Annotated in this window: 15 protein-coding genes; 10 read left to right on the top strand and 5 right to left on the bottom strand. The window is 68.1% G+C overall.

From position 1 onward, the window contains the following. Positions 1-570 precede the first annotated feature (570 nt). Entirely contained in the window at positions 571-1,782 is a 1,212-nt protein-coding gene (gene tyrS, locus VG556_RS21490) for a tyrosine--tRNA ligase (protein WP_032961398.1), read from the bottom strand. A 167-nt stretch (positions 1,783-1,949) separates the two neighbouring features. Between tyrS and VG556_RS21495 the strand changes: the two genes are divergently transcribed. Then, complete coding sequence (locus VG556_RS21495) at positions 1,950-3,422, top strand: M23 family metallopeptidase (protein WP_032961400.1); 1,473 nt, start codon at positions 1,950-1,952, stop codon at positions 3,420-3,422. A gap of 66 nt (positions 3,423-3,488) precedes the next feature. Then, on the top strand, positions 3,489-4,616 hold the full coding sequence (locus tag VG556_RS21500) for an anhydro-N-acetylmuramic acid kinase (RefSeq protein ID WP_100449251.1): 1,128 nt from the start codon (positions 3,489-3,491) through the stop codon (positions 4,614-4,616). Between the two features lie 106 nt (positions 4,617-4,722). Here the strand turns inward: VG556_RS21500 and VG556_RS21505 are convergent, their stop codons facing one another. The 3 genes from VG556_RS21505 to VG556_RS21515 all read right to left on the bottom strand — a co-directional run bounded on the left by VG556_RS21505 (position 4,723) and on the right by VG556_RS21515 (position 7,133). Further along, complete coding sequence (locus tag VG556_RS21505) at positions 4,723-4,953, bottom strand: hypothetical protein (protein ID WP_014645678.1); 231 nt, start codon at positions 4,951-4,953, stop codon at positions 4,723-4,725. 78 nt (positions 4,954-5,031) lie between these two features. Further along, a complete protein-coding gene (locus tag VG556_RS21510; RefSeq protein WP_014645677.1) occupies positions 5,032-6,336 on the bottom strand; it encodes an AmpG family muropeptide MFS transporter in 1,305 nt (434 codons plus the stop codon). Beyond that, positions 6,333-7,133: an exodeoxyribonuclease III gene (locus VG556_RS21515; protein WP_049405785.1), complete on the bottom strand. Its 801-nt coding sequence runs from the start codon at positions 7,131-7,133 to the stop codon at positions 6,333-6,335. The genes VG556_RS21510 and VG556_RS21515 overlap by 4 nt, the downstream gene beginning before the upstream one ends. A gap of 162 nt (positions 7,134-7,295) precedes the next feature. Between VG556_RS21515 and pyrE the strand changes: the two genes are divergently transcribed. From pyrE to VG556_RS21555, 8 genes are all read left to right on the top strand, one after another. Continuing rightward, positions 7,296-7,955: an orotate phosphoribosyltransferase gene (pyrE, locus tag VG556_RS21520; protein ID WP_032961411.1), complete on the top strand. Its 660-nt coding sequence runs from the start codon at positions 7,296-7,298 to the stop codon at positions 7,953-7,955. 18 nt (positions 7,956-7,973) lie between these two features. Further along, positions 7,974-8,636 (top strand): hypothetical protein, encoded by a 663-nt coding sequence (locus tag VG556_RS21525; RefSeq protein WP_032961414.1) that lies wholly within the window; start codon positions 7,974-7,976, stop codon positions 8,634-8,636. Between the two features lie 220 nt (positions 8,637-8,856). Then, entirely contained in the window at positions 8,857-8,949 is a 93-nt protein-coding gene (locus tag VG556_RS21530) for a potassium-transporting ATPase subunit F (protein ID WP_005407770.1), read from the top strand. Between the two features lie 11 nt (positions 8,950-8,960). After that, the gene (gene kdpA, locus VG556_RS21535; RefSeq protein ID WP_100449249.1) at positions 8,961-10,670 is read left to right on the top strand and encodes a potassium-transporting ATPase subunit KdpA; all 1,710 of its coding nucleotides are present in this window, start codon (positions 8,961-8,963) and stop codon (positions 10,668-10,670) included. A gap of 10 nt (positions 10,671-10,680) precedes the next feature. Further along, positions 10,681-12,738 carry a potassium-transporting ATPase subunit KdpB gene (kdpB, locus tag VG556_RS21540; protein WP_049441858.1) on the top strand — a complete coding sequence of 686 codons (2,058 nt, stop codon included), beginning with the start codon at positions 10,681-10,683 and terminating at the stop codon, positions 12,736-12,738. Continuing rightward, entirely contained in the window at positions 12,735-13,385 is a 651-nt protein-coding gene (gene kdpC, locus VG556_RS21545; RefSeq protein WP_100449248.1) for a potassium-transporting ATPase subunit KdpC, read from the top strand. The genes kdpB and kdpC overlap by 4 nt, the downstream gene beginning before the upstream one ends. Positions 13,386-13,436: 51 nt before the next feature. Beyond that, the gene (locus VG556_RS21550; protein ID WP_014645670.1) at positions 13,437-16,097 is read left to right on the top strand and encodes a sensor histidine kinase; all 2,661 of its coding nucleotides are present in this window, start codon (positions 13,437-13,439) and stop codon (positions 16,095-16,097) included. Then, the gene (locus VG556_RS21555; protein WP_032961423.1) at positions 16,078-16,791 is read left to right on the top strand and encodes a response regulator transcription factor; all 714 of its coding nucleotides are present in this window, start codon (positions 16,078-16,080) and stop codon (positions 16,789-16,791) included. Before VG556_RS21550 ends, VG556_RS21555 begins: the two co-directional genes overlap by 20 nt. Positions 16,792-17,186: 395 nt before the next feature. Here VG556_RS21555 and VG556_RS21560 read toward each other — a convergent pair whose 3' ends face one another. Then, positions 17,187-19,535 (bottom strand): phosphomannomutase/phosphoglucomutase, encoded by a 2,349-nt coding sequence (locus tag VG556_RS21560; protein WP_100449247.1) that lies wholly within the window; start codon positions 19,533-19,535, stop codon positions 17,187-17,189. Position 19,536 lies beyond the last annotated feature (1 nt).

Genomic DNA, 19,536 nt, shown 5'->3' on the forward strand with positions numbered 1-19,536 from the left:
TAGGCCTACCGCCAGCGTTCACTCTGAGCCAGGATCAAACTCTTCACTTAAAACTACATGATCCGAAGATCAAAATTTAAAGCTGCAGATGATTGATTCTGGCAACGTATCGCTTGCTTTAAAACAATTAATAGTTGCTTGATCAAACGTCTGCAAGATGGACAATCATCCTTCCTGCAGGCGCCTTCACAAGATACCTGCGCATACTTTCAAAGATCCGGGGAAGTGGCCTCAGCGCCACTCCCATGTGCTGCGAAGTTTCCTTCGTAGCGAGCCGCCCATTATGCCAGACTTTTTCAGTCCGTCAACACCTTCGTTCGATCATCTCGTTCGGCGGTGGTGGGCACCCTGTTGTCGCTGAAGCCCCTTGGTGGCGACCCCTGCGACGGGGGAGGAGAAGTATGGCCCCATCCACATCGTTTGTGAAGGGGTTGTGGCGATTTTTTTCACCGGATGTTGCATCTGTTCATCCGTCGCGCTGCGGTAGGAACCCGCGAAGCGCAGCCAAGCGTAGGCTTGGCTCTACAAGAGCATAAGGAAGGGCCGGCTGGCGCCGGCCCTTCCCTGCTGTCAGGCAGTGACCAGGCGCACGCGGGCGAAAGTACGCTTGCCGACCTGCAGCAGGCCTTCGAAGCCCGGCTGCAGCACCTGCTGGCCATCTTCGACCACTTCACCGTCGACCTTGACCGCGCGCTCCTTGAGCTTGCGGTTGGCTTCAGAGTTGCTCGGGGTCAGGCCGGCCGCCGTCAGCAGCGCAGCGATACGCAGGCCTTCGGCCGGAATCGCCACCTCCTGCAGCGGCAGCTGGGTAATGTCACCCTGCCCGGTCACCGCTGCTTCCCAGCCTGCAATGGCCTGCTCGGCCGCGGCGGCGTCGTGGAAACGGGTCGCCAGTTCACGCGCCAGGCGCAGCTTGACCACACGCGGGTTCAAGCCGCCATTGGCCACCTGCTCGCGCAGCTGCACGGCTTCGGCCTGGCTGATGTCGAAGGACAGCAGTTCGATCCAGCGCCACATCAGGGTGTCGTCCACCTTCATGGTCTTGGTGACGATGTCGATGGCCGGCTCGCTGATACCAATGTAGTTGCCCAGCGACTTGGACATCTTGTTGACGCCGTCCAGGCCTTCCAGCAGCGGCATGGTCAGCACCACCTGCGGCTTCTGGCCGTGGTGTTCCTGCAGGCCGCGGCCCATCAGCAGGTTGAACTTCTGGTCGGTACCGCCCAGTTCGACGTCGGCCTCCAGGGCCACCGAATCGTAGCCCTGCACCAGCGGGTACAGGAACTCGTGGATGGCGATGGACTGCTGGGCGGCATAGCGCTTGGCGAAGTCGTCGCGCTCGAGCATGCGCGCCACGGTGTGCTGGCCGGCCAGGCGGATCATGTCGGCCGCGCCCATCTTGCCGAACCACTCCGAGTTGAAGCGGACTTCGGTACGGCTGCGGTCGAGCACCTTGAACACCTGTTCCTCGTAGGTACGGGCGTTGGCGAGCACGTCATCGCGGCTGAGCGGTTTGCGGGTCAGGCTCTTGCCGGACGGGTCGCCGATCATGCCGGTGAAGTCGCCGATCAGGAAAATGACCTGGTGGCCCAGGTCCTGGAACTGGCGCATCTTGTTCAGCAGCACCGTATGGCCCAGGTGCAGGTCGGGCGCGGTAGGGTCGAAGCCGGCCTTGATCCGCAGCGGGCGGCCTTCCTGCAGGCGCGCACGCAGATCCTCGAGCTTGAGGATCTCGTCGGCACCACGGCCGATCAGGGCAAGGGCTTCTTCAATCGAGGACACGTGACTACTCCCGGCAACGCCGATTCTTGTGTGGGGTGTTAAAGCGAAGTTAACCCGATTGGCTTCACAAAAGCCAATGGGCACAAGGGTTTGACGCCGTTTTCTCAGGTGTCTATGGTAACCGGCGATCAGGCCCGCACTCCCAGGCCGCCAGGAAAAAACCGCCGATGCACAATTCCGAACAAGGGCGCGCACGCAAGCAGCGCTTCCAGGAACGCCTCCACGTCCTGCACGACAACACCCTGCATCGGAAGCTCAGGCAACATCTTCCCGCCGCCTTCAATGAGCGCTGGACCCGCCGCCATTGGATGCACGCCAGCCTGTTTGCGACCATCGGCGCCCTGGTGGCGACGATCGTCCCCGGTTTCTCGCACACCATCGATGCGCCTTACGCCGACAGCCACACCAGCCTGGCGCTGCCGTTGCCGCCGCTGACCATGGCCCGCCAGCAGCAGGTGCCGGGTGACAGCTGGCAGGTGCTGCGCGTGCAGCGTGGCCAGACCCTGAGCGACCTGTTCGACAAGGCTGGCATTCCGGCCACCACCCTGCACCGGGTGCTGGACCACCCCGGCGCGCGTGAGGCGTTGACCAAACTGCGCCCGGGTGCCGAGATCGCCTTCGACATGCCGCTGTCCGGCGACCTGCGCAGCATCCGTTTCGACCGCGATGCCGACAACCGCGTGGAACTGAGCCTGGCCGGCGATGACATCAAGGAGAAAGTGACCAAGCGCGAGTCCTCCACGCGCACCGTGGTCACCAGCGGCGAGATCACCAGTTCGCTGTATGCCGCGGCCCGACGGGCCGGGCTGTCGCCGTCGGCGATCGCGACGATGACCGACGACATCTTCAAGTACGACATCGACTTCTCCAAGGACCTGCAGCCGGGCGACCGCTTCAGCGTGGTGATGGATGAAACCTGGCGCGAAGGCGAGAAGGTGGACACCAGCAAGATCCTGGCGGCGACCTTCACCACCGGTGGCAAGACCTATTCCGGCTTCCGCTTCGACCGCAACGGCAAGTCCGAGTACTACGACATCAACGGCCGTTCGCTGAAGAAGAGCTTCATCCGCATGCCGATCCCGTTCGCGCGGCTGAGTTCGACCTTCGGCGCACGCAAGCACCCGGTGCTGGGCAAGATGCGCATGCACAAGGGCGTGGACTACGCCGCGCGCACCGGCACTCCGATCATGGCCGCGGGCGATGCCCGCGTGCAGTTCGCCGGCGTGCAGCGCGGCTACGGCAACGTGGTGATCCTCGACCATGGCCGCGGCCACACCACCCTGTACGGCCACATGTCGCGCTTTGCGAACATCAGGACCGGCCAGCGCGTGGCCCAGGGCACGGTGATCGGCTACGTCGGTTCGACCGGCCTGGCGACCGGGCCGCACCTGCACTACGAATTCCGCGTCAACGGCGAGCACCGCAACCCGCTGACCGTGACCATGCCGCCGCCGGAACCGCTGAAGGGCGCCGAGCTGGTCGCCTTCCGCGCGCAGACCGCGCCGGCGATGGCGCGCATCCAGGGCATGGAGAAGCTGATCTACGCCGACGCCAGCCCGGCACCGACCAGCCGCGACGAGGCTGCGCCCGAGGTGGCCAGCGCCAAGGACAAGCAGGCGACCGGCCGCAAGCGCGGCTGAGCGTCTTGCGTTGACGAAGAAGGACGCGGCAGCCCAAGCTTGCCGCGTCCTTTTTTTATGCCTGCCATGAACACGACTGCCGACGCTGACGCCCCCCTGTACCTTGGCCTGATGTCGGGCACCAGCGCCGATGGCATCGATGCCGCGCTGGTGCAGTTCCCCGCCGGCGGTGGCTGCCGCTTCGTGCACGGCCTGACCGCCCGCTGGGAGCCGGTGCTGCGCGCGCGGCTGGTGGCGCTGGGCGAAGGTGGCCCGCTGGAGTCGCTGGAGGAACTGGGCGAACTGGACGCGCGGATCGCGATCAACTTCGCCGGGGCCGCCAATCAACTGCTGGCCGAGGCCGGCGTGGACCGCAGCCAGGTGCGCGCGATCGGCTCGCACGGCCAGACCGTGCGCCACCGCCCGCTGGCCGACCCGGCGTTCACCGTGCAGCTGGGCGACGGCAACCGCATTGCCGAACTGACCGGGATCACGACGGTATCCGACTTCCGCCGCCGCGACGTGGCGGCCGGGGGCCACGGTGCGCCGCTGATGCCGGCCTTCCACCTGGGCATGCTGGGCACCGCCGACGAAGACCGCGCGGTGCTCAACCTGGGCGGCATCGCCAACCTGACCCTGATCCCGCGCGAAGGCGCGGTGCGTGGCTTCGATACCGGCCCGGCCAATGCGCTGATGGACGCCTGGTGCCAGCGCCATACCGGCCGCACCTTCGATGCCGATGGCGCTTACGCTGCCATTGGCACGTTGGACGAGGGCCTGCTGGCCGGCTGGCGCTCGGACCCGTGGTTCGCGCTGCCGCCGCCGAAGAGCACCGGGCGCGAACAGTTTCACCTGTCCTGGGCCGAAGCCCACATGGGGGAAGGCGAGTACGCCGCTGCCGATGTGCAGGCCACCCTGCTGGAGCTGACCGTGGCGACCGTGGCCGATGCGTTGCTGGCGCAGCAGCCGCAGACCCGGCGCCTGCTGGTCTGTGGCGGCGGTGTGCGCAACCGGCAGCTGATGAAGCGGCTGGCGGCGCGGCTGCCGGAGGTGCAGGTGGAGTCCAGCGCGGTGCATGGGCTGGACCCGGAGTACGTGGAGGCGATGGGCTTCGCCTGGCTGGCGCAGCGGACGATGGACGGGCTGGCGGGCAACCTGCCGAGCGTGACCGGGGCAACGGGCCCGCGGATCCTGGGGGCGATCCACCTGGCGTGAGGTGGGCCGTCCGCGCAGGTGAGGCGCCGTTGTAGAGCCGAGCCCTGCTCGGCTTCGCGCAGGCCGGGCCAGGAGCAGCCGAGCATGGCTCGGCTCTACAAAGGCGCTAATCGAAGCCCTGCCCTGCCGGCAGGGCCTGCAGGGCGGCAATCGCGGCGGAGAGGGCGTCCACTTCGGGATCGCCGAAGCCGGAGCGGACCTCCAGTTCACTGCTGAACAGCCCCTGCTCCAGCAAGGCGGCGCAGGTCTGTTCGTGGGTCCAGCCGCGGGCGACCGCGACCCGTCGGATGCGTTCCAGCAGCAGCGGGTCCAGGTCCCGCAGCACAACGTCGGCCATGCTCACTTCCCCGTTCGCAAGGCACCGCCCCCTCGGCGCGTCGGGGGCGATGATCCCGCAGTCCGGGCGGGCAGGCAATCAGGCGACCGGCGGCGGCCCGCGGTCGGCGATCCGCGGCCACAGCCACGCCAGCAGCAGCAGGGTTGGCACCACGGTGATCGAGCTGAGGATGAAGAACGTGCTGTAGGACGTGGCTTCGACGATGTAGCCGGAGACGCCACCGACGAACTTGCCCGGCAGGTTGGCCAGCGAGACCAGCAATGCGTACTGGGTGGCGGTGAAGTTGCGGTCGGTCAGCGACGACATGAAGGCCACCAGCACGGTGCCGGCAAAGCCCTGGAACAGGTTGTCGGCACTGAGCGCGGCGTAGAACGCCCACAGCTTGCCCGGATTGTGCGCCATCAGCAGGAAGGCCAGGTTGGACAGCGCCACGCCCAGCGCGGCCACCAGCAGCATGCGGCGGAAGCCGAATGCGGCCACCGCGATGCCGCCCAGGAACGCGCCGCCGATGCCCATCCACACGCCGAACAGCTTGGAGACGGTGGCGATGTCGGCCTTGTCGAACCCCGAGTCGAGATAGAACGGCCCGGCCATCACCCCGATCACCTGGTCGGGGAACTTGAACAGGCCGACGAAGGCCAGCAGCACCAGTGCCAGTGCCACGCCATTGCGGCTGAAGAAGCTGGAGATGGGCTGGACGAACGCTTCGGCAATGTCGATGCGGCGCTGCACGGCGGTGGCCGGGCGCTGCGGTTCGGCGCACAGCAGGGTGGTGACGATCGGCAGCAGCATCAGCGCGGCCATCGCCAGGTAGGCGACGATCCAGCCTTCGAACTGGGCCAGGTACAGCGCGCCGGCACCGGCCAGGATCAGGCCGATCCGGTAGCCCAGCGTATAGGTGGCGGCCAGCGCCGCCTGGGCGGTCTGCGGCGCGATCTCGATGCGGTAGGCATCGACGGCCGAATCCTGGGTGGCGCCGGCGAACGACGCCACCAGCACCCACATCACCAACGGCCACACGCCCTGTTCGGGCCGCACGAAGGCCAGCGCGACCAGCCCGACCAGCACCAGCACCTGCGACACCAGCAGCCAGGAGCGGCGGCGGCCGAGCCGCCCCAGCAGCGGGAAGGCGTAGCGGTCCAGCAGCGGTGCCCACAGGAACTTGAGCAGGTAGAAGAAGCTGGCCAGGCTGATCAGGCCGATGCTGCCCAGGTCCAGCCCGACGTCGCGCAGGCGCGTGGACAGGGTCTGCGAGGCGATCAGCAGGAACGGCAGGCCACTGCCGAAGCCGAGCATGGCCATGGTCAGCGCCGACGGGGTACCGAAGGCGCGCTTGATGCCGGCCCAGCCCTTGTAGCTGACCGGCGTGGCGGCCTCGGTCACAGGTCGTAGTCCACGGTGAACGGGGCGTGGTCGGAGAAGCGCTCGTCGCGGTAGATCGAGCAGCTGCGCAGTCGGTCACGCAGGCCCGGGGTGATGAACTGGTAGTCGATGCGCCAACCGACATTGTTGGCACGGGCGGCGCCGCGGTTGCTCCACCAGGTGTAGTCCTCTCCGGTGGGGTTGAGCAGGCGGTAGGCGTCGGCCCAACCACGGCCGGCGGCGACATCGGTGGCCTGGCCGTGGTCGGCGCACAGCGCGTTGAGCCAGTCGCGCTCTTCCGGCAGGCAGCCGGAGTTCTTCTGGTTGGACTTCCAGTTCTTGATGTCCAGCGCCGAACGCACGATGTTCCAGTCGCCGCACAGCACGTAGTCGCGGCCGCTGCGCGCCCACGCTTCGAGGATCGGCCGCAGCCATTCCATCACTTCGAACTTGAAGCCCTGGCGCAGGTCGCCCGAGCTGCCCGACGGGATATAGAAGGAGACCACGCTGAGATTGCCGTAGCGCGCCTCGATGTAGCGGCCTTCGTCGTCGAACGGCGCCCAGCCCAGCGAGGTGATGACCTGGTCCGGCTCGCGCTTGCTGTAGATCGCCACGCCGCTGTAGCCCTTCTTGGTGATGGCATCGCGATAGAAGCAGTGGTGGCCGTCCGGACGGAACATCGGGTCGGTCAGCTGGTCTTCCTGGGCCTTGGTTTCCTGTATGCACAGGACGTCGGCGTCCTGGGCACGGAACCAGTCGAGGAAGCCCTTGGTCGCGGCGGAACGGATGCCATTGGCGTTGAAACTGATGATGCGCATGCGGGGGACCTGCGGCGGGAAACCGGGCAAGCATACCGGTTGCCTGCAGGGCTGCGCAGTCCGCCAGGCCGGGCCTGGACGGGTTTCACATGGCGCTGGACGAGCGCAAAACGCCCAGCTGGATTAGGATTTGTGCTCCAAATGAAGATGAATCGAGTTTTGATGAGCGACCACCGCCACCGTTTCCTGCAGCTGGCCCTGACTGCCGACGCCCTGCGCTTCGGCCAGTTCACCCTCAAGTCCGGCCGGCTGAGCCCCTATTTCTTCAACGCCGGTCGTTTCGACTCCGGTTCGCTGCTGTCGCAGCTCGGCGCCTGCTACGCCGATGCCATCGATGCCACCGGGATCAAGTACGACGTGGTGTTCGGCCCGGCCTACAAGGGCATTCCGCTGGCCACCGCGATGGCCTGCGAGCTGGCTCAGCGTGGCCGCGACCTGCCGCTGTCGTTCAACCGCAAGGAAGCCAAGGACCATGGTGAAGGCGGCCAGCTGATCGGCGCCGACCTGAATGGCAAGCGCGTGCTGATCGTCGATGACGTGATCACCGCCGGTACCGCGATCCGCGAAGCGCTGGGCATCATCCGCGCTGCCGGCGGCACCCCGGCCGGCATCGTGGTGGCACTGGACCGCCAGGAGATCGCCTCGGAAGCCGACCGTCGCTCGGCGGCACAGTCGGTGGCCGAAGAAGCCGGCATTCCGGTGATCGCCGTGGCATCGCTGGCCGATCTGCTTGATTTCGCCTCCGGCAACCCGGAACTTGTCGGTTACCGGCAGCCGCTGGAAGCCTACCGGGCCCAGTACGGCGTCCGTTCGATCCGCTGACCGACCAGGGGAAAGGTCATGTCCCGAGTTCCTGCTGTTCTCTTTGCCGGCCTGCTGCTGGCCGTGCCGTTCACCGTGCCGGCGCAGTCGCGCGACGGCGGCAAGGTGGAAAAGAAGCTGTACTGCTGGAACGAGGGCAAGGAGCGGATCTGCAGTGATTCGCTGCCGGCCGATGCGGTAAATCACGCCCGCGAGGAGTTCAACGCGAAGAGCGGCCTGCGCAATGCGCAGGTCCAGCGCGCGTTGACCGACGAGGAGCGCGCCGCAGCCAGCACCGTGGCACAGCAGCAGCAGCTGGACCTGATGGCCGAGCAGACCCGCCAGCGCACCGAGCAGGCGATGCTGTCCACCTATGGCAGCGAGGACGACCTGCGCCGGGTGTTCGCCGAACGCCAGGAAGTGCTGGACAACAACCTGAAGACCGCCGAGTACAACGTCACCAGCCTGCGCGAATCGCTGGTGGCGCTGCTGTCGGCCGCCGGTGACCGCGAACTGGCCGGTGGCAAGGTGGCCGACAAGCAGGCCGAGGCGATCCGCCAGCGGCACGTGCAACTGCAGTCGCAGCAACGCCTGCAGGCCGGATTCCTGCAGCAGCAGCAGGCGCTGAAGGCCGAGATCGACAGCACGCTGCAGCGCTATCGCGAGCTGAAGGGCGTGGCGCAGGCGAGCCAGGCGCCGTGATTCGCCTGTAGCGTCGGGCCACGCTCGACTCCGCGTGACCTTGGGAAAGGGCAGCCGAGCATGGGCTCGGCTCTACAGCAGGCGGCGCCTGGTTACGGGTTGGCCCACGGAATTTATGCACTCTTTACGCGTCGGCCCGGTCCGGCGCGTAGTGCGTTTATGGGCGGCAGGACGACGATGACGGCCTGAGGTGGAGGGGTTCCACCAGGTCGCTATTGAAATGTCCCCCTGGCTGTCTTTGTTGTGTGGCGTGCTGGTGCTGGTCGCCGCCGCCTATCTTCTCTATGTCGTGCTGCGGCCCGAATCGTTCTAACGGAGCCGGCCATGACTGAGATGCTTGTCATTCTTGCCGCCAGCCTGCTGCTGGCGTGGCCGCTGGGCCTGTACCTGGCCCGCGTGATGCGCGGCACGCCGATGAAGGTCGACGTGCTGTTCAACTGGATCGAAAAGCCGTTGTACAAGGTGTTCGGCGTCGATCCCTCGCGCGCGATGTCCTGGCGCGGCTACGTGCTGGCCTTCGTGCTGAGCAACGTGGTGGTCGCTGTGTTGACCCAGGCGGTGTTCATGACCCAGGCCTGGTTGCCACTGAACCCGGACCAGATCCCGAACATGCGCTGGGACACCGCGCTGCACACGATGATCTCGTTCCTGACCAACACCAACCAGCAGCACTATTCGGGCCAGGCGCAGCTGTCCTACCTCTCGCAGATGACCGGCATCACCGGCCTGCAGGTGGTGACGCCGATGATGGGCCTGGCGCTGGCGGTGGCGACGCTGCGCGCGTTGTTCTCGCGTGCGCCGCAGGCTGCGGCGGCCACCGGTGCCGGCGATGACCGCCAGGTGGCGGTAGGCAACTACTACGTGGACGTGGTGCGCCTGTGCGTGCGTTTCCTGTTGCCGCTGTGCCTGGTGTGGACCCTGCTGCTGACCAGCCAGGGTGTGCCGTCGACGATGGCCGGTGGCCCGCAGGCCACGCCGATCGATGCCAGCGCCGGCATGACCGGACAGAAGCTGCCGCTGGGCCCGGTGGCGGCGATGGTCGCGGCCAAGCAGCTTGGCGCCAACGGTGGCGGCTGGTACGGCCCGAACAGCAGCTTCCCGCTGGAGAACCCGACCCCGCTGTCGAACGCGCTGGAAATCGTCGGCATCCTGCTGGTGCCGATGGCGGTGATCTTCATGATCGGCGCGTTCACCGGCCGGCGTCGCTTCGGCGCCCTGGTGTTCAGCTGCATGCTGGGCATGTCGCTGCTTTCCACCGGCGCGATGATGTGGAGCGAAGGGCATAGCGCCAGCGCCGCCACCCCGCTGCTGATGGAAGGCAAGGAGGTGCGCTTCGGCGCCGAAGGCACGGCGCTGTGGGCGGCGGTGACTACCCAGGTCTCCAATGGCTCGGTGAACGGCATGCACGATTCGCTGGCGCCGCTGAGCGGTGGCATCGCGATGGTCAACATGCTGGTCAGCGCGATCTGGGGCGGCATCGGCTGTGGCCTGCAGCAGTTCATCGTCTATCTGCTGCTGGGTGTGTTCCTGGCCGGGTTGATGACCGGGCGCACGCCGGAACTGTTCGGCCGCAAGCTGGAGACGCCCCAGGTGCGCCTGCTGGCCCTGCTGGTGCTGCTGCAGCCGATCACCCTGCTGGTGTTCACTGCGATCACCCTGGCCGTGCCCGGCCTGGCCGGCACCTCCAACCCCGGCTTCCATGGCATCAGCCAGGTGTTCTACGAGTATGTCTCGGCCTACGCCAACAACGGTTCGGGCTTCGAAGGACTGGGTGACGCCACGCTGTGGTGGAACCTGAGCTGCTCGCTGGTACTGCTGCTGGGCCGCTTCCCGCTGCTGATCATTCCGCTGGTGGTGGCCGCACAGCTGGCCGCCAAGCGCCAGGCGCCGGAGTCTGCCGGCAGCCTGCAGATCGAAACCCCGACCTTCGCCCTGACCCTGGTCTCGGTGATCGTCATCCTGACCGTGCTGCAGTTCATGCCGGCGCTGGTACTCGGCCCGATCGCCGATCACCTGAGCCTGGGACTGCGCTGAGGACACCCTGATGAGTACCCAAGCAAGTTCAACCCGTAGTACCCATGCACCGCGCCCTGCCCTGCTTGATGGCGCCGGCCTGCGCCGTGCGCTGGTCGAAGCAGTGCGCAAGCTGGCGCCGATGCATCTGGTGCGCAGCCCGGTGATGGCGGTGGTGATGGCCGGCACGATCGTCGCCGCGATCGTCACCCTGACCGGCAATGCACCGCTGGGCTTCGGCTTGGCAGTGACCGCCATCCTGCTGGTGACCGTGCTGTTCGGCAATTTCGCCGAGGCAGTGGCCGAAGCGCGTGGCCGTGGCCAGGCCGCCTCGCTGCGCCGTGCCCGCCAGGACCTGGTGGCGCGCCGGCTGGCGGCGCCGCAGCCGGGTGCAGCCGAAGCCCAGGTGCCTGCCGCCGAGCTGCGCCCGGGCGACCATGTGATCGTCAGTGCCGGTGAGCTGGTGCCGGCCGATGGCGAGATCGTGCAGGGCCTGGCCACCATCAACGAAGCGGCAGTGACCGGCGAATCGGCACCAGTGCTGCGCGAGGCCGGTACCGACCGTTCCGGTGTGATCGGTGGCACCAAGGTGCTGTCCGACCAGATCATCGTGCGGGTGACCGCCGAGCCGGGCCACAGCTTCCTGGACCGCATGATCGCGCTGGTGGAAGGTGCCAATCGCCAGAAGACCCCCAACGAGATCGCGCTGACGCTGCTGCTGGCGGCGATGACGCTGACCTTCCTGGTGGTGGTGGCCACGTTGCCGGCGATCGGCGCGGCCGTGGGCGTGCAGGTCGATCCACTGCTGCTGATCGCACTGCTGGTGTGCCTGATCCCGACTACCATCGGCGGCCTGCTGCCGGCCATCGGCATCGCCGGCATGAACCGTGCGCTGGCTGCCAACGTGCTGGCCAAGTCGGGCAAGGCGGTGGAAGTGGCCGGCGACGTCGACGTGCTGCTGCTGGACAAGACCGGCACCATCACCTACGGCGACCGCCAGGCCAGCCACTTCCATCCGCTGGCCGGCATCGACGCCAGCCAGCTGCGCGAGGCCGCACTGCTGTCCTCGCTGGCCGACCCGACCCCGGAAGGCAAGTCGATCGTGCGCCTGGCGCGCGAACAGGGCTGCGCCACCGCCGAGCCGGACCGTGCCGACTACCTGGCGTTCAGTGCCCAGACCCGGATGTCCGGCGTCGATCTGGAACACGGGCGGCAGATCCGCAAGGGCGCTGCCGATGCGATCCGCGCCCACGTGCAGGCGCTGGGCGGCAACGTGCCGGCTGAACTGGCCGGCCGCGTCGAGCAGGTCGCGCGCAATGGCGCCACCCCGCTGGTGGTGGCCGAGGGCCGCCACGTGCTGGGCGTGATCGAGCTGTCGGACGTGGTCAAGCACGGCATGCGCGAGAAGTTCGCACAGCTGCGGGCGATGGGCATCCGCACGGTGATGATCACCGGCGACAACCCGCTGACCGCTGCCGCCATCGCCGCCGAAGCGGGCGTTGATGACTACATCGCCGAGGCCCGTCCGGAAGACAAGCTGGCACGCATCCGCCAGGAACAGGCCGGTGGCCGCCTGGTGGCGATGGTGGGCGATGGCACCAACGATGCTCCCGCGCTGGCCCAGGCCGACATCGGCCTGGCGATGAACTCCGGCACGCAGGCGGCGAAGGAGGCCGGCAACATGGTCGACCTCGATTCAGACCCGGCCAAGCTGCTGGCGGTCGTGGAAGTGGGCAAACAGCAGCTAATCACCCGCGGTGCGCTGACCACCTTCTCGCTGGCCAACGACGTGTCCAAGTACTTCGCGATCCTGCCGGCGCTGTTTGCCGCTGCGGTTCCGGCCATGGCCGCACTGAACGTGATGCAGCTGTCGAGCCCACGCAACGCGGTGCTGGCGGCGCTGATCTTCAACGCGCTGGTGATTCCCGCGCTGATCCCGCTCGCCCTGCGTGGCGTGCGCTTCCGCCCGGCCACGGCCACCGCGCTGCTGCGCCGGAACATGCTGGTGTACGGCCTCGGCGGCGTGCTGTTGCCGTTCGCGGCGATCAAGCTGATCGACCTCTTCCTTGTCCTGGTATTCGGCGCATGAACCGTTCTGCTTCCACCTCCACCACCCTTCCCCGCGAACCGAAGGCCGAAGCCCGCGTGGCCAGCCTGCAGGACGGCGCCGGCTGGCGCCCGGCGATCGGCCTGGGCCTGGCCACCCTGCTGCTGGCCGGCGCGGTCTACGCCGGCATCGCCACCGGTTTCGCCGGCCTGGCCTACCCCACCCAGGCCGAGGGCAGCCTGCTGCGCGACGGCAACGGCCAGGTGCGCGGCTCGGCCTGGCTGTCGCAGCCGTTCACCGGTGATGGCTACTTCCAGGCACGGCCGTCGGCGGCCAACTACGACCCGATGGCCGCGGCCGGTTCCAACCTGGCGCGCAGCAACCCGGGGCTGGCCGAGCGTGTTGCCGCCAGCACGGCGGCGGTGGCCGCGCGCGAAGGTGTCGCCCCGGCGCAGGTGCCGGCCGACCTGGTCACCCAGTCCGGCGGCGGGCTGGATCCGCAGCTGTCGCCGGCGGCGGCGCAGCTGCAGGTGGCACGCGTGGCACGTGCCCGCGGCCTGCCGGTGGAGCGCGTGCAGGCCTTGGTGCAGGCACATACTGAAGGGCGCCAGTGGGGCGTGCTCGGCCAGCCGCGGGTGAACGTGGTGACGCTGAACTTCGCGCTGGACCATGCGGCCAAGGCGCCGTGATGCCGGCCTGCATCGGCTGCGCGCACAATGGCGGCCATGACAGCGGCCCCCATGACTGATGCGCGTACCCGCCAGGCCGATGCCCTGGTGGAAGGCCTGCAACGCGAAGCCGGTGGCAAGCTGACCGTGTTCCTCGGCGCTGCGCCGGGTGTGGGCAAGACCTACACCATGCTGACCCGTGCCCAGGAGCAGCTGCGCCGCGGCGTGGACCTGGTGGTCGGGCTGGTGGAAACCCATGGCCGCGCCGAAACCCAGGCCCTGCTGGAAGGCCTGCCGCAGCTGCCGTTGAAGGACGTGGCCTATCACGGCCACGCCCTGCAGGAGATGGACCTGGATGCCGTGCTGGCACGGCATCCAGCGCTGGTGCTGGTGGACGAACTGGCCCATCGCAATGCGCCCGGCAGCCGCCATGAGCGGCGCTGGCAGGATGTGATGGAGCTGCTCGACGCCGGCATCGACGTCTGGACCACGGTCAACATCCAGCATCTGGAAAGCCTCAACGACGTGGTGATGCGCATCACCGGCGTGCGGGTCAGCGAGACCGTGCCCGATGGCGTGCTCGATCGCCTGCACGACATCGTGCTGGTCGACCTGCCGCCGCGCGAACTGATCGCGCGCCTGCAGCAGGGCAAGGTCTATGTGCCGGAGCAGGCCGCGCAGGCACTTCAGGCGTTCTTCTCGCCGGCCAACCTGACCGCCCTGCGTGAGCTGGCGATGCAGGAAGCCGCCGACCGCGTCGACAGCAGCCTGCGTGAAACCCGCGCCGCACGGGGCGAAGGCAACCTGCCGCTACGGCGCGGCGTGCTGGTGGCCATCGATGGCGGCGGCCAGAGCGAGTACCTGGTGCGGGTGGCGCGCCGCATCGCCGAGCGCCGCGACGCACCGTGGACGGTGGTGACCGTGCAGGGCCGGCGCCAGGACGAGGCCACGCGGCGCGAGATCGATGCGGCCTTCGCCCTGGCACGGCGCCTGGGTGGCGACGCCGAACTGCTGCACGGATCGAGCATCGCCGATGCCCTGCTGGACCATGCAGCGCACAACGGTGTATCGACCCTGGTGCTGGGACGGACCCGTGAGCGCCCGCTGGCGCGGATGTTCAACCGAACCCTGACCCAGCAGCTGATCCAGCGCGGCGCGCACTACGAGATCACCATCATCAGCACGCCGCAGGCCCGGGCGCGCTCGCGCCGCGAAGGTCTGCTGCCACCGATGCGCGGCATCAGCTACGAGCCGGTACAGGCACTGATCGCCACCGCGCTGGCCTGTGCGGTGGCTTGGCTGGCCGAACGCTGGGTCGGCATGGCCGACCTGTCGATGGTGTTCATCGTGGCAGTGGTGCTGGTGGCGGCGCGCACGCGTGCCAGCGTGGCGGTGATGGCGGCGATCCTGTGCTTCCTGGCCTACAACTTCCTGTTCATCGCGCCCCGCTTCACCTTCGCCATCGGTGCGCGCCAAGGCGTGATCACCGTGTTCCTGTTCCTGGCCGCCGCCTTGGTGGCCGGACGGCTGGCCTCGCGCCTGCGCATGCAGGTCATTGCGCTGCGTGCGGCCAACCGCCATGCACGTGCACGCCAGCAGCTGGGCCGTCAGCTGGCCAGCGCCGCTGGCAACGGCGAGGTGGCACAGGCAGGTCGGCATGCCTTGGAGCAGGCGATGGATGTGCCGGCGTGGCTGCGGATCGGCGCGGACACTGCCGCCGGTGGCCGCAGCCAACCCGGCGATACCGACCTGGCTGCCGCCGACTGGGCGCTGCGCCACGGCCAGCCCAGCGGCCGCTTCACCGACACCCTGGCCGGTGCGCAGTGGTGGTTCCTGCCATTGCTGGATGGCGAAGATCGCGCGATCGGCGTGGCCGGCCTGTACCTGCCCGGCGCACAGGCACGCCTGCTGCCCGAACAGCGGCAGCTTGCCGAAGCGATGGTCGATGACATCGCGCAGGCCGCACTGCGTACCCGGCTGGTGGCCGAACTGGAACAGGCGCATGTCAGCAACGAGACCGAGCGGTTGCGCTCGGCCCTGCTCTCTTCGGTGTCGCACGACCTGCGCTCTCCACTGGCGGCGATGATCGGTTCGGCCGACAGCCTGGCCAGTTACGGCGCGGCGATGGACACGGCCGATCGCCGTGCCCTGCTGGACACCATCCTGGTCGAAGGCGAGCGGCTGGACCGCTACATCCAGAACCTGCTGGACATGACCCGCCTTGGCCACGAAGGTCTGAAGATCAACCGTGACTGGATCGGCGTGGACGAACTGATCGGCTCGGCCGCACGGCGCCTGCAGCGCTACCAGCCCAAGGTGCGGCTGGAGCTGGACATTCCGTCCACGCTGGCGCCGATCTGGGTACACCCGGCGCTGGTCGAACAGGCCGTGTTCAACGTGATGGAGAACGCGGCCAAGTTCTCGCCGCCCGACGCCGCCGTGCAGGTGCAGGCGCGCGAACTGGACGGCCAGCTGCGCATCGACGTGATCGATGCCGGCCCCGGCATTCCCGACGACGAGCGCGCGCGCATCTTCGACATGTTCTACAGCGTCGAGCGCGGCGACCGCGGCCGCCACGGCACCGGCCTGGGCCTGACCATCTGCCAGGGCATGATCGGCGCACATGGCGGCAGCGTGCAGGCGCTGCCCGGACGCGACGGTCGCGGTACCCTGATCCGCATCACCCTGCCCCTGCTCAAGCCAGCCTCCCACGATGAGCCCGACCCCGATTGATGCCAGCGTGCCGGCCGCGCGCGTGCTGGTGATCGATGATGAAACCCAGATCCGCCGGTTCCTGGACATCAGCCTGCGCGCGCAGGGCTACCAGGTGCGACAGGCCGCCACCGGCCAGGAAGGCCTGCAGCTGGCCGCCAGCGAGGACATGGACCTGGTGATCCTGGATATCGGCCTGCCGGACATGGAAGGCCACGAGGTGCTGGAACAGCTGCGGCAGTGGAGCCAGGTGCCGGTGATCATGCTGACCGTGCGCGCCGGCGAAGCCGAGAAGGTGCGCGCACTGGATACCGGCGCCAACGACTACGTGACCAAGCCGTTCGGCACGCAGGAACTGATGGCGCGGGTGCGGGCGCTGCTGCGCACGCGCAGCGTACCCAGTGATGGCACGCCACCGGTGTTCGACGACGGCCACCTGCGCGTGGACCTGGTGCGCCGCGAAGTCGCCCTGCAGGGTGAACCGGTGGCGTTGACCCGCAAGGAATACGCATTGCTGTCGCTGCTGCTGCGCAATGCCGGGCGGGTAGTGACACAGCCGCAGATCCTGCAGGAGATCTGGGGGCCGACCCACCAGCACGATACCCATTACCTGCGCATCCTGGTCGGCAAGCTGCGGCACAAGCTGGGCGATTCGGCGCTGGATTCACGCTACCTGTTCACCGAACCGGGCGTGGGCTTGCGATTCAAGGGGTGAGGGTGTGCCGACCAACGGTCGGCACCCACCAAAGCAAATTCGGAAGAGCATCCACGCATGGCGTGGATCTCTGCTGTGTCGACCAAGGTCGACACCTACCAAGAGCAGTTCATGCGGTTCGGACAGATCGCGGAAATCTGTCGAAGGCGGGGTGGGTCCGGTTGCGGGGGCGTGAGCCGCATGGATGCGGCGACCGAGCTTACATGGGTGAGGGCGCTTTGCTTGCGAAGCACTGCTTCGCAAGCGCCCGAACGCCCAGCCGCCAGCGGCTGGGCCGGGCCCCGGAGGGGGACTTGCAGCGTCCCCCGTAACCGGCCCCACCCCGCATCCTACGGATAGCCGGCCTTTGACGTTGACGTTGATTCGGCGGGTGCCGGGCGCCGCCCGGCCCCACCTCAGAACCCCAGCGGGGTGTCGCCCAGCACCGGCTGCAGCTGGCTGCGGAACAAGGCCTTGATGCGCTCCAGTGCGGCATCGTCGTTGCCTTCGAACCGCAGCACCAGCACCGGCGTGGTGTTGGAGGCGCGCACCAGGCCCCAGCCATCGGCGAAGTCCACGCGCAGGCCATCGATGGTCGACAGGCGGCCCCCCACATACGGGTTGTCCGGCGACTGCGCCGCCGCCACCAGCATCGCCACCAGCGCATGCGGCGTCCCGTCGGCCACCGCTACCTTCAGCTCCGGCGTGGCGACCATTTCCGGCAGTTCGCCCAGCACTTCGTCCGGGGTCTCCTCGCGCTGGGCCAGGATCTCCAGCAGGCGCGCAGCGGCGTACAGGCCGTCGTCGAAACCGAACCAGCGTTCCTTGAAGAAGAAGTGGCCGCTCATCTCACCGGCCAGCTCGGCATCGGTCTCGCGCATCTTCGCCTTCATCAGCGAATGCCCGGTCTTCCACATCAGCGGGCTGCCACCGTTGCGCAGCACATGGTCGGACAGCTTGCCGGTGCACTTGACGTCGTAGATCACCATCGCGCCCGGATTGCGCATCAGCACGTCGGCAGCGAACAGCATCAGCAGGCGGTCGGCATAGATGATCCTGCCTTCGCCGGTGACCACGCCCAACCGGTCGCCGTCGCCATCGAAGGCTACGCCGAGGTCGGCGCCGAAGCGCTTGACCGTCTGCACCAGGTCTTCCAGGTTGGCCGGCTCGCTCGGGTCGGGATGATGGTTGGGGAAGGTGCCATCGACATCGCAGTACAGCGGAATGACGTCGGCGCCGATTGCTTCCAGCAGCTGCGGGGCCAGTGCGCCGGCCACGCCATTGCCGGCATCGGCCACGACCTTCAGCGGACGGTCCAGCTGCACGTCATCGGCGATGCGCTGGATGTAGTCGGCACTGACATCGCGCTGCTGGTAGTCACCCGGCTCGGCGGACTGCACCAGGCGGCCCTCGACGATGCGCTGGTAGAGGTCGGTGATCGCATCGCCGGACAGCGTCTCGCCGCCGATCACCACCTTGAAGCCGTTGTACTCGGGCGGGTTGTGGCTGCCGGTGACCGCCACGCAGGTGCCGGTACGCAGATGGAAGGCGGCGTAGTACACGAGCGGGGTCGGCGCCAGGCCGATGTCGATCACCGCGCAGCCGGCACGGCGCAGGCCCTCGGCCAGCGCGGCCGTCAGCTCGGGTCCGGACAGGCGGCCATCGCGCCCGATCACCACCTCGCGCAGGCCCTGCTCCAGTGCCACGGTGCCGATGGCCTGGCCGATCAGCGCCGCGGTCTTCGGTGTCAGTTCGCTGCCCACCATGCCGCGGATGTCATAGGCGCGGAAGATGCCGGCGGCCAGCTCTTCGGCAGGCACCGGCGGTGGCGGCGGTGGCGTGGCATCGCCACTGCCGGTCACGGCGGCCACCGGTGGCGGCGCCTGCTGCAGGCTCTCGCTCAGGGTCGGGCCATGGTCGGCCTCGGACGCGGCGGCGCGGCGCGGCAACGGCAGCGACTTCGGTAGCCGGTCGCGCCCCACCACCAGCAGCACGGCAATGAACGCCAGCAGCAACGCCACAATGGCGCTGGCCAGCGCGCCCAGGCCGAGCGGACCGGCCTCGACATTCGGCACCGACGCGACCAGCCGCAACGGCGTGCCTGCAACCGGGCGCGCCAGCGCTTCCGCGCTTTCGGCCAGGCTCGGGTCGCCCTGGGTGACCAGATCGAATGCTCCCTGGCGCAGGCCGAGGAAGCCGGCGGACGGCGCGCTGACCTGGTCGAGCGGTGACGTCAGCCGCAGCAGCGGTTGGCGGACATAGATGACGGCCGGCCCCAGGCTGCCCAGCTGCACCGGCGCGGCCAGGCCCAGGCGGTTGCCGCCGCCGTCGCGGACCACGCGCAGGCTTGGCCTGGCCTCGGCCAGCGCCGCTTCCAGCAGCGCCAGGCGGGAATACCCGAAGGTGGCCGGATCGGCATAGGCGTTGGCCAGATCGGCCGCCAGCACCTCGACCTGCTCGACCCCGGTCCAGCTCTCGCGAACGGCCAGCGCCGCCGCAGCGGCGTCGCCGGCCTGCAGCGCCTGCTGCACGCGATCGTTCTTCAACTGCTGCTGCAGCTGCTGCAACTGGCCTGCAGCAGCCTGCTGCAGGCCCTGCACGGCCTGGTCACGCGCCTCTTCCAGCGCCTGCCCGTTGGCCTCCTGCCGCCATTGCTGCACCGCGCTCCATCCGAACCAGCCGGCCAACAGGATCAACAGCACCCCCAGTAGAGGTGCACTGCGACCCAACGACCGTCCCCGCTGTCCTTCCCCGATGCCGCTCATC

The sequence above is a fragment of the Stenotrophomonas sp. CASM106 genome, from assembly GCF_049384825.1.
Lineage (GTDB): Bacteria > Pseudomonadota > Gammaproteobacteria > Xanthomonadales > Xanthomonadaceae > Stenotrophomonas > Stenotrophomonas muris.

What these genes read in the sequence shown, in the direction of transcription:
- kdpC (WP_100449248.1), top strand. Translation starts at nt 12,735, where the DNA reads ATGAACCGTTCTGCTTCCACCTCCACCACCCTTCCCCGCGAACCGAAG.
- VG556_RS21505 (WP_014645678.1), bottom strand. Translation starts at nt 4,953, where the DNA reads ATGGCCGACGTTGTGCTGCGGGACCTGGACCCGCTGCTGCTGGAACGC.
- VG556_RS21550 (WP_014645670.1), top strand. Translation starts at nt 13,437, where the DNA reads ATGACTGATGCGCGTACCCGCCAGGCCGATGCCCTGGTGGAAGGCCTG.
- kdpA (WP_100449249.1), top strand. Translation starts at nt 8,961, where the DNA reads ATGACTGAGATGCTTGTCATTCTTGCCGCCAGCCTGCTGCTGGCGTGG.
- VG556_RS21530 (WP_005407770.1), top strand. Translation starts at nt 8,857, where the DNA reads ATGTCCCCCTGGCTGTCTTTGTTGTGTGGCGTGCTGGTGCTGGTCGCC.
- VG556_RS21560 (WP_100449247.1), bottom strand. Translation starts at nt 19,535, where the DNA reads ATGAGCGGCATCGGGGAAGGACAGCGGGGACGGTCGTTGGGTCGCAGT.
- pyrE (WP_032961411.1), top strand. Translation starts at nt 7,296, where the DNA reads ATGAGCGACCACCGCCACCGTTTCCTGCAGCTGGCCCTGACTGCCGAC.
- VG556_RS21495 (WP_032961400.1), top strand. Translation starts at nt 1,950, where the DNA reads ATGCACAATTCCGAACAAGGGCGCGCACGCAAGCAGCGCTTCCAGGAA.
- VG556_RS21515 (WP_049405785.1), bottom strand. Translation starts at nt 7,133, where the DNA reads ATGCGCATCATCAGTTTCAACGCCAATGGCATCCGTTCCGCCGCGACC.
- VG556_RS21500 (WP_100449251.1), top strand. Translation starts at nt 3,489, where the DNA reads ATGAACACGACTGCCGACGCTGACGCCCCCCTGTACCTTGGCCTGATG.
- kdpB (WP_049441858.1), top strand. Translation starts at nt 10,681, where the DNA reads ATGAGTACCCAAGCAAGTTCAACCCGTAGTACCCATGCACCGCGCCCT.
- VG556_RS21555 (WP_032961423.1), top strand. Translation starts at nt 16,078, where the DNA reads ATGAGCCCGACCCCGATTGATGCCAGCGTGCCGGCCGCGCGCGTGCTG.
- VG556_RS21525 (WP_032961414.1), top strand. Translation starts at nt 7,974, where the DNA reads ATGTCCCGAGTTCCTGCTGTTCTCTTTGCCGGCCTGCTGCTGGCCGTG.